Genomic DNA, 13,855 nt, shown 5'->3' with positions numbered 1-13,855 from the left:
GCGAGTGCAGCCAACAAAGAGGCAACTTGAATGATGACGGGTATAGTGACATAACCGGTAGGGATAGCAATAGAGATTTTGGAACTTGGTTAGATGGATAATTGATATATAAAGTTATTCTAAATGCATAAATTTAAATTTGGGAGAATTCTTATGAATAAAATAAGAACGGTTGCTGAGACGTTGGCAATATTACATCAGAATCATCATCCATTTGGTCTGGAACGACAGCCAAAACAACTTAAGACTTCGGACTTTGACGGGCCGGTAATATTTTCTAACGATCTGAAAACCGCTACTGTGCCGCCGGCATTTTTTACAGTACAAACTATACAAGAGTTGAAAGCGCTCGGAGGTATACCTGACAGTCAGTATGGCCCTGGAAAAATGGAACCCCATCATCCGTTGCCTGAACCATTTTCTGCTGAACGACTGGCAAATGTCCCGGGTAATCATATTGATTTGTGCAAAGCCTTTAGTGCCTATATCTATGGTGATTCTGCTTTGGTCAAAGATTATGAAGAAATACTTAATGCTAAGCGTTTTCCGATAAAAGTTGCGTTCTACAGTGGAGACGAGATCACTATAAGCGAAGATAATCCGTTGATTATTAGAGATAAAGATAGCTATGGTGAACCGGTTGTCTTGGTGTACAACAAGATAACCATTGAACCAGAAGGCAAAGTTATTTGTTACACCAACGGTAGGATTGAAGCGAATGTTATTCAAGGGAGCTCATATCACTTTACCAGTACAGGGGAAGATGGAAAACATGGTGTTACTGGTACAGATGGAAACAATGGAGCTGATGGCGCTAAGGGTAATCCTGGTCTTCAGAATAAACATAGCTGTGTAGTTAACCCTTCATCAGGATCTAATGGAACTAAAGGTTCTTCGGGAGCGCATGGATCGGATGGCGAACCCGGTAAAACGGGGGAGAAACTCACTATCGCGTGCCCTTACGTGAGTGGAACAGTAACTTTGTGGTCGGCGGGGGGTAATGGTGGTCATGGTGGTGATGGCGGTCATGGTGGCTCTGGTGGTAAGGGGGGAGACGGGGGTTATGGTAGTTATGTTAATTCTATGGACTATAATCATCGTCATATTACTACTGGATCATTATGTCAGCAGTCTGGGCGTGCAGGGAACGGAGGCAATGGAGGCGATGGAGGACATGGGGGTAATGGAGGTCGTAGCGGAGATGGAGGGAACATCTATTTTAGCTATTCCGAAGGCAATCCACACATTAAGTGTTTGGCATCACTAGGTTTTGCGGGAGTTGGCGGTATGCCCGGAAAGAGAGGGAAAGGCGGTGATGGTGGTTCCTCATGGGTTAATATTGGGAATGGAGGTAATGCGTTGAGTCTTACCGGAGAGTTTGGTCGGGCGGGTATTGATGGAGGGCCAGGAGAGCCAGGAGAGCAAACAGGAAATGTGGGCCAGATATATGTTAACGGCAAGTTGCAAGATTGCCATTAAAAAAAGTTTATTTTTGTTTCCTAAACACAAATTATTTGGCAATGAGTGAGTTCGGGGTTTCGCCTGTATTGCATTAGCTTATTAGGGATAGTGAGATTGACTACTATAATAGTGCAACGATTTGGTTTAGACCTTGTAAAAAATATTCTTCTAGTAAAGAAAAATTATTTTTTTACGCTTAAATGTATATTATGTTCATGATTTTATTATTCAATATTATCTATAGGTTTCTATCTTGTGGTAATTTTTGAAAAATACAATCCTATTTATTTTTTTATTTGTATTTTATAATAATACCTCATGAGATAAATGTAAAATTGAAATTTTTAATAAGTACCTATTGAAAGATCGTGATGTATCACAGAAAAACTCTCCATAATTAATGGAAAAAGTGAGAATTTACATTAGTATTTTAAATTGCGTAATTTAAATGTTGCATCTAATTTTTTTCTGTAAAGTGAATAAATACTTACATAATTAATTCTCATCGGAATTATTTTTCTGGCATGCCTATTGTTGAAGAACCTATATTTTCTTGCCAGAAAAAGTCGATGTTTTTGCTATGGCTAATCTGGTGATTAGCCAGGGGTAAAATTCAATTTGGTGACATACCAGTAGGGATAGCAATAGAGATTCTGGAACTTGGTCAGATGGATAATTGATATATGAAGTTATTCTAAATGTATAAATTTAAACTCAGGAGAATTTTCATGGATAAAATAAGAACAGTTGCTGAAACTTTGGCAATATTACATCAGAATCATCATCCGTTTGGTCTGGAACGACAGCCAAAGCAACTTAAGACCTCGGATTTTGACGGGCCGGTAATATTTTCTAATGATCTGAAAACGTCTACTGTGCCACCTGCATTTTTTACGGTACAAACCATACAAGAGATGAAGTTACTCGGAGGTGTTCCTGATAGTCGGTATGGCCCTGGAAAAATGGAATCATATCATCCATTACCTGAACCATTTTCTGCTGAACGACTGGCAAATGTCCCAGGTAATCATATTGATTTGTGCAAAGCCTTTCGTGCCTATATCTATGGTGATTCTGCTTTGGTCAAAGATTATGAAGAAATGCTTAATGCTAAGCGTTTTCCGATGAAAGTTGCGGTATTCAGTGGCGAAAATATCACTGTTACTAACAGTAATCCATTGATTATTAAAGATAAAGAACACGCTGGTGAACCGGTTGTCTTGGTGTACAACCAGATAACCATTGAACCGGAAGGCAAAATTATTTGCTACACCAACGGTAGGATTGAAGCGAATATCATTCAAGGGGTTGGAAGCGGTCCACAGCACTTTATCAGTAAAGGGCTTGATGGAGAAATTGGTGCTCCTGGTGCAACTGGAAATAGCGGAACTGATGGCGTTGATGGTTCACCTGGTCGTCAGAATAAACATACCTGTCTAATTTCCCCTACATCAGGTACTGATGGAATTAAAGGTTCTTCGGGAGCGCAGGGATCGGGTGGCGCACCAGGTGGAGAGGGGCCGAGACTAACTGTCGTATGTGATAATGTGGATGGGCAGATAGAGTTGTGGTCGGCGGGTAGTGATGGTGGCATGGGGGGGAATGGTGGTCGTGGCGGTAATGGTGGTAATGGAGGTAATGGGGGGTATGGTAGTTTTTATGGTAATGTTGCTGATTATAGTCATTATGTTACTGTTGGCACACCGTGTCAGCCTGCGATTGGCGGGTGCGGAGGAGATGGCGGGGATGGAGGGGATGGGGGTAATGGAGGTTGTAGTGGAGATGGGGGTGACATAGATTTTAGCTATTCTACTGGTAACCCATCCATTATTAGTCAGTCAGCACCAGGCATGGGAGCACCTGGCGGTAAGGGAGGATATGCAGGGAAAGGCGGTGATGGTGGTCTCGGTAATGTCAGACAGGGTAAGGGTGGAGACGTAAGTCAAGATGTAGCTTGTTCCGGAAAGGCGGGTAAAAAGGGTAAGAATGGATTGTTAGGTGGGGAAGGAAAGGATGGGCGGGTATATGTCAACGGCAAATTGAGAGAGATGAGCCAAAATATATTGCCGTTTTCTGAGAAAGAACTGTTTGGAAACAAGTAGATTAGGGATAGTGAGATTATCGAGGTGAAATCTAAGGTTTTCATCAAAACAACTGTAGTCTGTAGTTAACTCAGTGCACCGTATGGTTAATCTGTGCACTGAACTTATAGTGTAAAATTTTCGAGAAGAGTTATTTCAACCAACCTTTCTTCTGTGCGGTTTCCAATTGCGGCAGCAGATATTGCCATAATTCAGGATAGACATCGGCAATGAATTTATTGCGGTTAATTACTTGCTCGAAACGAATACCATCTTCTACCCAACTCTGCCCTTTATTGTACAGATTCATTAGCATCGGCATTAGTCTATCCAGTGTAAGAGCAAAGCGGGCGTCTTGGCTTTCTTCTGCTTCATACTCTTGCCAAAGTGACATAAAATGATTTTTCTGTGGTTCAGGGAGTAAACCAAAAAGACGGTCAGCGGCTTTGATTTCCTGTTCATGAATGGCTTCACGGGCTGCCAAATCGTAAACCATTACATCACCCGCATCAATTTCTACAATATCGTGAATTAATGCCATTTGAATAACCCGCTGGATATCTACCCCTTTTACATAGGGAGCAAAACTCATTGCGGCGATAGCAAAATGCCAACTATGTTCGGCTGAATTTTCCTGGCGATGGTTATCCAATAACTTAGTTCTCCGCTGAACTTTTTTCAGCTTATCCAACTCCATCAAAAAACCGATGACATTCGTAAAAGGGCCAAAATCAACGGTAGGTACTGCTAACGACATATAAACCTCATTAATTATTTTTCTTCATCGAGAGAATAAGGCAGAGGCTGAATGGTGAGTGAATGCCCTTCATCGTCACGGACACGGAATACACTATGACTTTCCATATCATTATTCATGACGACTTGTACCCAGACACTATTCTCATTCAGCTTAACGGCAGCCAAAACGGTGCCCGTTCTCCGCCACTTATCTCCTAATTGCCATTCCAAATCATCTCCAGCCATAGGAGTTTTGGCGGCATTGCCAGCCAGCCAGTACATGGCACGTTTATTTGCTCCGCGGTATTTAGCACGGGCTACCATTTCCTGACCGGTATAACACCCTTTTTTAAAGCATATCCCTCCTGCCAATGCCTGAAGGTTAGTTGCTTGGGGAATAAATTGTGCGCTATTTGCGGCATCAATGACTGGGAAGCCTGCTTCAATATCCAGAGCTAACCACTGTTCGCTGTTATTAAGTTGAGCTTGAAGTTTTTCTGTTAACTGCTCAGCGGTTGCGGTGTTTGTTACCACGAGGAAACGTTCAGACGGCAAGGTAAAGTGGAGCAAAGTTGTAGTTTCATGTGCAACGACAGCGTTATCAGCATCCGGCAGAGTTGGGAAGAAGCTGCTTAATGCTTCCCGGCAGTTTTTACCTGCAACACCGAGCAGTACCGCGTTTTCATCCTGAACTAGTGTAATTTTAGAGAATGCGGCATATTTTTTCAGTTCTGTAAGCTGATTTTCCAGCACACTACGACGCGCAATATAAGCAAGGCTTTCACCACGATGGAAGAGGCGCAGATTACTCCACATTTTGCCTTTTGCGTCACAATGCGCACTAAGCACATGCTGATTCGTTGCAAGTGCGGAAATATCTGCTGTAACCTGACCTTGTAGATATTTTTCTGTATCCGGTCCAGTTGCGGTTACCAGTCCCCAGTCATCCAGTGATATTAACGTCAGGGGAAGGGTTGATGAAGACAATGGAGATTGTGAAGAGAACGGAGTTTTATAAGCCATGACACATCCTGCCAGTCAGATATTTGAGCCAATGATGCATAATGGTAAAAGAGCTGAAGCATAATGCAAGTAGTTATTATTGCTATTAGCTGGCATGATGCATCAGTTTGCCGGGCGACTTATATGGCTAATGGTGTTAAAACAAACAATGAGAATTAAAAAGGGGATCTTTTGAACATGGATATTGATAATAAAGCACGTATTCATTGGGCATGCCGGCGTGGAATGCGTGAACTGGATATTTCAATTATGCCGTTTTTTAAGTATGAATATGACTCACTCAGCGATGATGATAAACGACTTTTTATTCACTTACTTGAATGTGCTGATCCTGATCTGTTCAACTGGCTAATGAATCATGGGCGTCCAGAAGATGAAGAGTTATTTCGCATGATTAAACTTATTCAGAATAGAAATAAAGATCGTGGTCCTGTGGAAATGTGATCTCAGGGTATCTTGGCATACCCAGCTAATTTCTACCTGTGTTCATGGTGCAATAGCGCTTATCGTACTACTTGCTCCGTGGCCTGCGGATGATGCTATTTTCTGGATTTTCTGGCTTCCTTTAGTACTGTTGATTATTGCCAGTTGGGGGCGTAGCCAGAAAAATATCCGTAAATCACAAGGGCTTTTAGTTCTGCTCAGTGATAATAAGTTGCAATGGAAGAAGCATGAGTGGCAAATTATCCGACGACCGTGGCTGTGTCGTTATGGCATATTAATTACGGCTCAATCTTTTTATAACCAGAAAAAAATCCGTTTATGGGTCGCATCCGATGGTATGTCACAGGATGAATGGAGGCATATTAATCAACTATTGTTGCAATATCCTGATATCTGATTGAGCTGAAATTTTTCTGACTTAAAGCAGAGGCTCCATTTCTTGCAGGATTTGCATACACCATTGCGATAAACGATCATCAGTTTGTTCATACTGGTTTACGTCATCTAATGCCAGCCCGACAAATTGTGAGCCATTATCCGTTAATGGTTTCGGGCTGGTAAATTCATAACCTTCGGTCGGCCAGAAGCCAATGAAATGCACGCCTGAAGGGCGTAAATGGTGATATAGCATACCGAGAGCGTCAAGAAACCAATCGCTATAATCAATTTGATCCCCCATACCATACATGGCGACAATTTTCCCCTGTAAATCGAGGGAAGGAATTTGATCCCAAATAACCAGCCAATCTTCCTGCAATTCGCCAAAATCCCATGTTGGGATGCCGAGAATCAGTACAGAGTACTCTTCCATTAATTCAGGTGCTGTCTCTTTGATATTGTGGAGATCAACCAAATCTTCACCGAGGATATCGCGGATTTTCTCTGCTACCATCTCGGTGTAGCAGGTGCTGGAGCCGTAAAAAAGACCAATCTTCATCATTAATCATTATGGTTTTTGAATATCTGGGTTGGCATTGTAACAGAATAATGGCTTTTTCAGGCATATACCCGTCATCTTTCAAGTTGCCTCTTTGTTGGCTGCACTCGCTCACCCCGGTCACATCGTTATCTATGCTCCCGGGGATTCGCTCCCTTGCCGTCGCGATGCATCTTGAAATCCATAGGGTATAATAGCCAGCAGAGATGTACAGATTTAAGGAAAGTATTTCGTGTCAAAACAACCAACTCAGTTGACTAATCCACTGATAGAACAATTTCTTGATGCTATCTGGTTAGAACATGATCTTGCGGAAAATACGCTTGCTTCTTATCGGTTGGATTTGCAGGCATTGGATAACTGGTTGATACATCATGGTCATAATTTATTATCTGTCCAGACGATAGATTTGCACTCTTTTCTGGCAGAACGCGTGGATGGAGGATATAAAGCCAGTAGTTCGGCGCGTTTACTCAGTGCCATGCGCCAATTGTTTCTCTATTTTTATCGGGAAAAAATGCGGGAAGATGATCCGACAGCACTTTTGTCTGCACCGAAATTACCAAAGCGATTGCCTAAAGATTTAAGTGAAAAGCAGGTAGAAGATCTACTTAATGCGCCCTGTACAGATCAGCCGGTAGAGTTAAGGGATAAAGCCATGCTTGAAGTGCTTTATGCCTGTGGTTTGCGGGTATCTGAGCTAGTAGGGTTGACACTTTCCGATGTCAGTTTGCGTCAAGGCGTGGTGAGAGTGATTGGTAAAGGGAATAAAGAACGATTAGTGCCTTTAGGGGAAGAAGCAATTTATTGGCTAGAGAATTATCTGGAATATGGGAGAGTTGGGCTGCTAAATGGTGCAACGTTGGATGTCCTTTTTCCGAGCAACCGAGGGCGACAAATGACCCGACAGACATTCTGGTATCGTATTAAACATTATGCGTTGCTGGCTGGAATCGATACTGGACGGTTATCTCCTCATGTTTTACGTCATGCATTTGCCACGCATTTGCTAAATCATGGCGCTGATTTGCGAGTTGTGCAGATGTTATTGGGGCATAGTGATCTATCTACAACACAAATATATACTCATGTAGCAACAGAACGGCTCAAATTGCTACATCAACAACATCATCCGCGAGGGTGAGCACGGATTTAAAGGAACCGAAAATGAAAAAAAGCGTGTTATGTTTCCCTCTTTTGCTGGCCTGGTTTAATGGAAATGCGCTTGCTGATGATGGTGCTGTCCATACAACAATGCAGAAACTAGGGATAAAAGCAGAGAACATCCAGCCATCACCTATTGTTGGTTTAAATACGGTAGTGACCGAGCAAGGGATCATTTATCTATCTGATGACGGGAAATATTTATTGCAAGGGCCAATTTATGATGTCAGTGGTAGCTCTCCTGTGAATGTCAGTAATCAATTGTTGATGAAAAAGCTGGAAGCAATGACAGATCAAATGATCATCTACAAAGCGCCAAAAGAGAAGCATGTCGTTACCGTTTTCACGGATATTACCTGTGGTTATTGCCATAAATTGCATGAAAACATGCAAGAGTACAATAAACTGGGTATTACTGTGCGCTATCTGGCGTTTCCTCGTCAGGGTATGCAGCACCAATCTGCTAAAGATATGCAATCTATCTGGTGCAGCGCAACACCGCAGAAATCATTAGATGCTGCGTTTAAAAATGAAGATGTTTTGCCAATTAAGAGCTGTAAAGTGGATATTGCTAACCATTACAAATTGGGTCTCCAGTTTGGCGTCCAAGGAACGCCGGCGATTGTCCTTAAGGATGGCAGTCTGTTAGGTGGATATATGCCACCAGAGGCTTTGGCAGCGGCACTGGCGCAACGTGGTAAATAAGTTTAGTGAATATTGAAACACAACTCCGCCGCCGCCCGGTGGTGGATGACAGTCACCTTCCACAACAGATTCATCCACTACTGCGTCGCTTATATGCCATTCGTGGTATCCAGCAAGCTAATGAATTGGAACGTGGTGTCCAAGGGTTATTGAATTATCAGCATCTGAGTGGTGTGGAACAGGCGGTGGCACTCTTGTTGACTGCACTTCATGAACACTGGCGTATCGTTATTGTCGGTGATTTTGATGCTGATGGGGCAACTAGCACGGCATTGGCGATCCGATCATTACGCTCGATGGGATATCGCCATCTGGATTATTTGGTACCAAATCGTTTTGACGATGGTTATGGTTTAAGCTCACAGGTGGTAGAAGAGGTCGTCAAAAAAGGCGCTGACCTGATTATTACCGTGGATAATGGTATCTCTTCCCATGAAGGGGTTGCGGCTGCCCATCAGCACCGTATGAAAGTGATTGTCACGGATCATCACTTGCCGGGTGACGTTTTGCCGGCGGCTGATGCCATTATTAATCCTAATCTTGCCGATTGTTCGTTCCCGTCTAAATCATTGGCCGGAGTGGGTGTCACATTTTATCTGATGTCTGCCTTAAGGGCGGCGCTGAGGAAAGATCAGTGGTTTGAAAAGCAAGGAATTGCGCTGCCGAATCTGGCCGAGATGTTGGATTTGGTTGCGCTAGGAACTGTTGCCGATGTTGTACCTTTAGATACTAATAACCGGATTCTGATTTATCAGGGCTTGAACCGGATTCGTGCAGGACGTTGTTGTGTGGGGATTCGTGCATTATTGGAAATTTCCAGCCGTGATGCTTATAAGCTGACAGCCAGCGATTTGGGTTTTTTCCTGGGGCCAAGACTGAATGCCGCTGGTCGCCTTGATGATATGTCCATTGGCGTCACTTTATTGCTAACTGACGACATAACAAAGGCGCGTCAGATAGCTTGTGAACTGGACGGTCTTAACCAGACTCGGCGTGAAATAGAGCAGGGAATGCAGCAGGAAGCACTGCAAATCTGTGACAAACTTGAACGTACCAGCACTGAACTGCCTTATGGGCTAGCGCTCTATCATCCAGAATGGCATCAAGGGGTAGTTGGAATTTTGGCTTCCCGGATTAAAGAGCGTTTTCATCGGCCTGTTATCGCTTTTGCACCGGCCGGTGACGGTATTTTGAAAGGTTCTGGTCGTTCAGTGCAGGGATTGCATATGCGTGATGCGCTTGAGCGGCTTGATACTTTGCATCCGGGGTTGATACTTAAATTTGGTGGTCATGCAATGGCGGCCGGTTTGTCACTTGAACAGGATAAATTCGAACAATTTCAGTATCACTTTTCTACGCTAATGGCGGATTGGTTAGATATTTCGCAACTTGAAGGTGTTATCTGGAGTGATGGGGAATTAGCAATTAATGAACTGTCATTGGACATTGCAGAAATGTTGCGTGATGGCGGTCCTTGGGGGCAGGCATTCCCGGAGCCTATTTTTGACGGTAAATTCAAACTACTGCAACAGCGCATTGTTGGAGAGCGTCATTTAAAAGTGATAGTGGAGCCATTAAACGGTGGGCCGATGCTGGATGGTATTGCGTTCAATATCGATCCTACCCGCTGGCCGGATAACAGTGTCCGCGAAGTAGAACTTGCCTATAAACTAGATGTTAATGAATTTCGTGGCAACCGTAATGTACAGCTTTTGATCCAACATCTCTGGCCTTATTAACCGTTTGATCAGCAGGTAGTCAGTCATTGTCACGTACTCTCGTATGAATACGTGACAAATCTGTTGAAGTGCTATAAACCCTGTGCCAAATCCGCTACAATACGCGGTTCGAAAATTATCCATTTATCTCCGACTACACAACGTAAGACACTAAAATATGTTTGAAATTAATCCGGTAAAAAACCACATTCAGGACTTGTCTGAACGGACAATGGTTCTGAGGGGGTATCTTTGACTACGATGTCAAAAAAGAGCGTTTAGAAGAAGTTAATGCTGAATTGGAACAGCCTGATGTTTGGAATGAACCGGAGCGGGCACAGGCTTTGGGTAAAGAGCGTTCCTCATTAGAAGAGATTGTCGAAACTATCGATCAGCTTGAGCAGGGTCTGGAAGATGTACAAGGTTTACTGGAACTGGCAATAGAAGCAGACGATGAAGAGACTTTTAATGAAGCCGTGGTAGAGCTGGAACAGCTCGAAGAAAAGCTAGGTCAGTTAGAATTTCGCCGCATGTTTTCTGGTGAGTACGACAGTGCTGACTGTTATCTTGACTTACAGGCAGGCTCTGGTGGTACTGAGGCTCAGGATTGGGCAAGTATGCTGATGCGTATGTATTTGCGTTGGGCTGAATCCAAAGGTTTTAAAACGGAAATCATTGAAGAATCAGACGGTGAAGTTGCTGGCCTGAAATCAGCGACGATTAAGATCATGGGCGATTATGCTTATGGTTGGTTGCGTACTGAAACGGGGGTTCACCGTTTGGTACGTAAAAGCCCATTTGATTCTGGCGGTCGTCGCCATACTTCATTCAGTTCTGCTTTCATCTATCCTGAAGTGGATGATGATATTGATATTGAAATTAATCCAGCAGACTTACGTATCGATGTTTACCGCGCATCCGGTGCGGGTGGTCAGCACGTTAACAAAACAGAATCTGCGGTGCGTATTACCCATATTCCAACCAACATTGTGACGCAGTGTCAAAATGATCGTTCTCAGCATAAAAATAAAGACCAGGCGATGAAACAGCTAAAAGCGAAGCTGTATGAACTGGAGATGCAGAAACAGAACGCTAATAAACAGGAAATGGAAGAGAATAAATCCGATATTGGTTGGGGTAGTCAAATTCGCTCTTATGTTCTGGATGATTCACGCATCAAAGACTTGCGCACCGGCGTTGAAACGCGCAATACACAAGCGGTGCTGGATGGTGATCTGGACAAATTCATTGAAGCAAGCCTTAAAGCTGGCTTATGAGGAACTAAAATGTCACAACAACAACAGGGTGCGGAACAGGCTCCCGATTTAAATAATGAACTGCAAACTCGCCGCGAAAAACTCGTAGCTTTACGGGAGAATGGAATTGCATTCCCGAATGATTTCCATCGTGAAAATATTTCAGAAGATCTACACGCGAAATACGACGACAAAACTCAGGAAGAGTTGGAAGCACTGAATATTGAAGTGACGGTTGGCGGTCGTATGATGACGCGCCGCATCATGGGTAAGGCTTCTTTCGTCACGCTACAGGATATGGGCGGTCGTATTCAGTTATATGTTGCCCGTGACGATCTGCCGCAAAGTATTTATAACGAACAGTTTAAAAAATGGGATCTGGGAGACATTCTGGGGGCTCGTGGCAAACTGTTTAAAACCAAAACCGGTGAACTTTCCATTCACTGTACTGAATTGCGTCTGCTGACAAAAGCGCTGCGTCCATTGCCGGATAAATTCCACGGCTTGGCTGATCAGGAGACTCGCTATCGCCAGCGTTATCTGGATCTAATCGCGAATGAAGAATCGCGCAAAACTTTCCAAATTCGCTCTCAAGTCTTATTGGCTCTGCGTAGTTTTATGGTCAGTAAAGGCTTTATGGAAGTGGAAACACCAATGATGCAGGTTATTCCTGGTGGTGCCTCGGCACGTCCATTTATTACTCACCACAATGCGCTGGATATTGATATGTATCTGCGTATTGCGCCGGAACTTTACCTGAAACGTCTGGTTGTTGGTGGTTTTGAGCGTGTGTTTGAAATTAACCGCAACTTCCGTAACGAAGGTGTATCTCCGCGCCATAACCCTGAGTTCACCATGATGGAACTCTACATGGCGTATGCGGATTACAAAGATCTGATCGTTCTGATAGAAGAGCTGTTCCGTACCCTGACGCAGAATATTTTGGGGAATACCCTGGTTAAATATGGCGAGCAGGAATTTGATTTCGGTAAACCATTTGCCCAAATGACCATGAAAGAGGCCATTTGTAAATATCGCCCTGAAACCAACATAGCTGATTTGGATGATATGGATAAAGCGGTGGCTATCGCTGAATCTCTTGGTATTGAAGTGGAAAAAGGTTGGGGCCTTGGCCGTGTTCAGTGTGAAATCTTTGAAGAAACGGCGGAAAGCCACCTGATTCAACCCACTTTTATCACTGAATATCCGGCAGAAGTTTCTCCGCTAGCGCGTCGTAATGATGCAAATCCGTTTATCACTGATCGTTTTGAATTCTTTATTGGTGGACGTGAGATTGGTAATGGCTTCTCGGAATTGAATGATGCCGAAGATCAGGCTGAACGTTTTGCTGAACAGGTTCGCCAGAAAGACGAAGGTGATGACGAAGCCATGTTCTACGATGAAGATTATATAACGGCTTTGGAACACGGTATGCCACCAACCGCCGGTTTGGGTATTGGTATTGACCGTATGATTATGTTGTTGACAGATAGTCATACTATCCGTGACGTCATTCTGTTCCCGGCCATGCGCCCGCAGAAATAACAGTTTGAATTAAATTTCAAATTTTAACTCCTCTGTGGCATGGCCGGCAGGGGAGTTTTTATTTTCAACTGACTGAAATATAGACAATTTAAACAGATAATGACTTGCTGATGCCAACGAAACCGCTATAATAATTTATGTTATCCCTAAGCGAGCGTAGTTCAATGGCAGAACGAGAGCTTCCCAAGCTCTATACGAGGGTTCGATTCCCTTCGCTCGCTCCAGTCTTTCTAAAAAATGCTGTCGCATTGAAAATATACCTTTTGATATGATGTAAATTAAATCAAAAGAATTTACGAATGATAATTGATATACCCAATGGATTTCAAGATGGATCGCGACGGCAAGGGAGTGAATCCCCGGGAGCATAGGTAACTATGTGACCGGGGTGAGCGAGTGCAGCCAACAAAGAGGCAACTTGAAAGATGACGGGTATATACCCTATGGATTTCAAGATGCATCGCGACGGCAAGGGAACGAATCCCCGGGAGCATAGATAACTATGTGACCGGGGTGAGTGAGTGCAGCCAACAAAGAGGCAGCTTGAAGGATAACGGGTATATAAGTTAATAACTAACTCATTGTCTAATATGAAAAGAATCCCGTTATTAAATCAACCCCGAATCAGCTAGGCGTGATGTATTTTTGAATGCGGATACATCACCATAGAAAGCATTCTATACCCAATGGATTTCAAGATGCATCGCGACGGCAAGGGAGCGAATCCCCGGGAGCATAGATAACTATGTGACCGGGGTGAGTGAGTGCAGCCAACAAAGAGGC

13 protein-coding genes and 1 tRNA gene are annotated in these 13,855 nt (G+C 43.6%); 10 read left to right on the top strand and 4 right to left on the bottom strand.

The genetic code is table 11. The features are described 5' to 3' along the window. Positions 1-153 precede the first annotated feature (153 nt). Both LGZ98_RS18215 and LGZ98_RS18210 read left to right on the top strand, forming a co-directional pair. Positions 154-1,479, top strand: a complete 1,326-nt coding sequence (locus tag LGZ98_RS18215; protein ID WP_113041457.1) for a collagen-like protein — start codon at positions 154-156, stop codon at positions 1,477-1,479. A 710-nt stretch (positions 1,480-2,189) separates the two neighbouring features. Continuing rightward, a complete protein-coding gene (locus LGZ98_RS18210) occupies positions 2,190-3,563 on the top strand; it encodes a hypothetical protein (protein WP_158536506.1) in 1,374 nt (457 codons plus the stop codon). A 130-nt stretch (positions 3,564-3,693) separates the two neighbouring features. Here LGZ98_RS18210 and LGZ98_RS18205 read toward each other — a convergent pair whose 3' ends face one another. Together LGZ98_RS18205 and ygfZ are read right to left on the bottom strand one after the other, a co-directional pair. Further along, on the bottom strand, positions 3,694-4,299 hold the full coding sequence (locus LGZ98_RS18205) for an HD domain-containing protein (protein WP_113041454.1): 606 nt from the start codon (positions 4,297-4,299) through the stop codon (positions 3,694-3,696). A 14-nt stretch (positions 4,300-4,313) separates the two neighbouring features. Then, on the bottom strand, positions 4,314-5,303 hold the full coding sequence (gene ygfZ, locus LGZ98_RS18200) for a tRNA-modifying protein YgfZ (protein ID WP_228902485.1): 990 nt from the start codon (positions 5,301-5,303) through the stop codon (positions 4,314-4,316). 177 nt (positions 5,304-5,480) lie between these two features. On the opposite strand from ygfZ, the gene sdhE reads away from it, so the two are divergent. Next, the gene (sdhE, locus tag LGZ98_RS18195) at positions 5,481-5,747 is read left to right on the top strand and encodes an FAD assembly factor SdhE (RefSeq protein WP_112876720.1); all 267 of its coding nucleotides are present in this window, start codon (positions 5,481-5,483) and stop codon (positions 5,745-5,747) included. Then, on the top strand, positions 5,728-6,144 hold the full coding sequence (locus LGZ98_RS18190; RefSeq protein WP_113041452.1) for a protein YgfX: 417 nt from the start codon (positions 5,728-5,730) through the stop codon (positions 6,142-6,144). The genes sdhE and LGZ98_RS18190 overlap by 20 nt, the downstream gene beginning before the upstream one ends. A gap of 21 nt (positions 6,145-6,165) precedes the next feature. Here LGZ98_RS18190 and fldB read toward each other — a convergent pair whose 3' ends face one another. Beyond that, positions 6,166-6,684 (bottom strand): flavodoxin FldB, encoded by a 519-nt coding sequence (gene fldB, locus LGZ98_RS18185; protein WP_113041451.1) that lies wholly within the window; start codon positions 6,682-6,684, stop codon positions 6,166-6,168. Beyond that, entirely contained in the window at positions 6,605-6,808 is a 204-nt protein-coding gene (locus LGZ98_RS18180) for a hypothetical protein (protein ID WP_146748063.1), read from the bottom strand. The genes fldB and LGZ98_RS18180 overlap by 80 nt, the downstream gene beginning before the upstream one ends. A 108-nt stretch (positions 6,809-6,916) precedes the next feature. Between LGZ98_RS18180 and xerD the strand changes: the two genes are divergently transcribed. The 6 genes from xerD (at position 6,917) to LGZ98_RS18150 (ending at position 13,296) form a co-directional block, all read left to right on the top strand. Continuing rightward, positions 6,917-7,828, top strand: coding sequence for a site-specific tyrosine recombinase XerD (gene xerD / locus LGZ98_RS18175; RefSeq protein WP_011147732.1), 912 nt, complete (start codon positions 6,917-6,919; stop codon positions 7,826-7,828). A 23-nt stretch (positions 7,829-7,851) separates the two neighbouring features. Then, positions 7,852-8,553 (top strand): bifunctional protein-disulfide isomerase/oxidoreductase DsbC, encoded by a 702-nt coding sequence (gene dsbC, locus LGZ98_RS18170; RefSeq protein WP_113041450.1) that lies wholly within the window; start codon positions 7,852-7,854, stop codon positions 8,551-8,553. 5 nt (positions 8,554-8,558) lie between these two features. Then, positions 8,559-10,292, top strand: a complete 1,734-nt coding sequence (gene recJ / locus LGZ98_RS18165; protein WP_113041449.1) for a single-stranded-DNA-specific exonuclease RecJ — start codon at positions 8,559-8,561, stop codon at positions 10,290-10,292. Between the two features lie 157 nt (positions 10,293-10,449). Continuing rightward, positions 10,450-11,548 (top strand): peptide chain release factor 2 gene (prfB, locus tag LGZ98_RS18160; RefSeq protein WP_112894413.1). Its coding sequence is split into 2 segments (ribosomal slippage): positions 10,450-10,524 and positions 10,526-11,548, totalling 1,098 coding nucleotides; the frame shifts between segments, so codons are not numbered across the junction. A 9-nt stretch (positions 11,549-11,557) separates the two neighbouring features. After that, entirely contained in the window at positions 11,558-13,072 is a 1,515-nt protein-coding gene (gene lysS, locus LGZ98_RS18155) for a lysine--tRNA ligase (protein ID WP_113041448.1), read from the top strand. Positions 13,073-13,222: 150 nt separating this feature from the next. Continuing rightward, a tRNA-Gly gene (locus LGZ98_RS18150) sits at positions 13,223-13,296 on the top strand. Positions 13,297-13,855: the final 559 nt, after the last annotated feature.

This window comes from Photorhabdus kayaii, from assembly GCF_025384895.1.
Classification (GTDB): Bacteria; Pseudomonadota; Gammaproteobacteria; order Enterobacterales; family Enterobacteriaceae; genus Photorhabdus; species Photorhabdus kayaii.
This window is presented reverse-complemented; position numbering and strand designations above follow the sequence as displayed.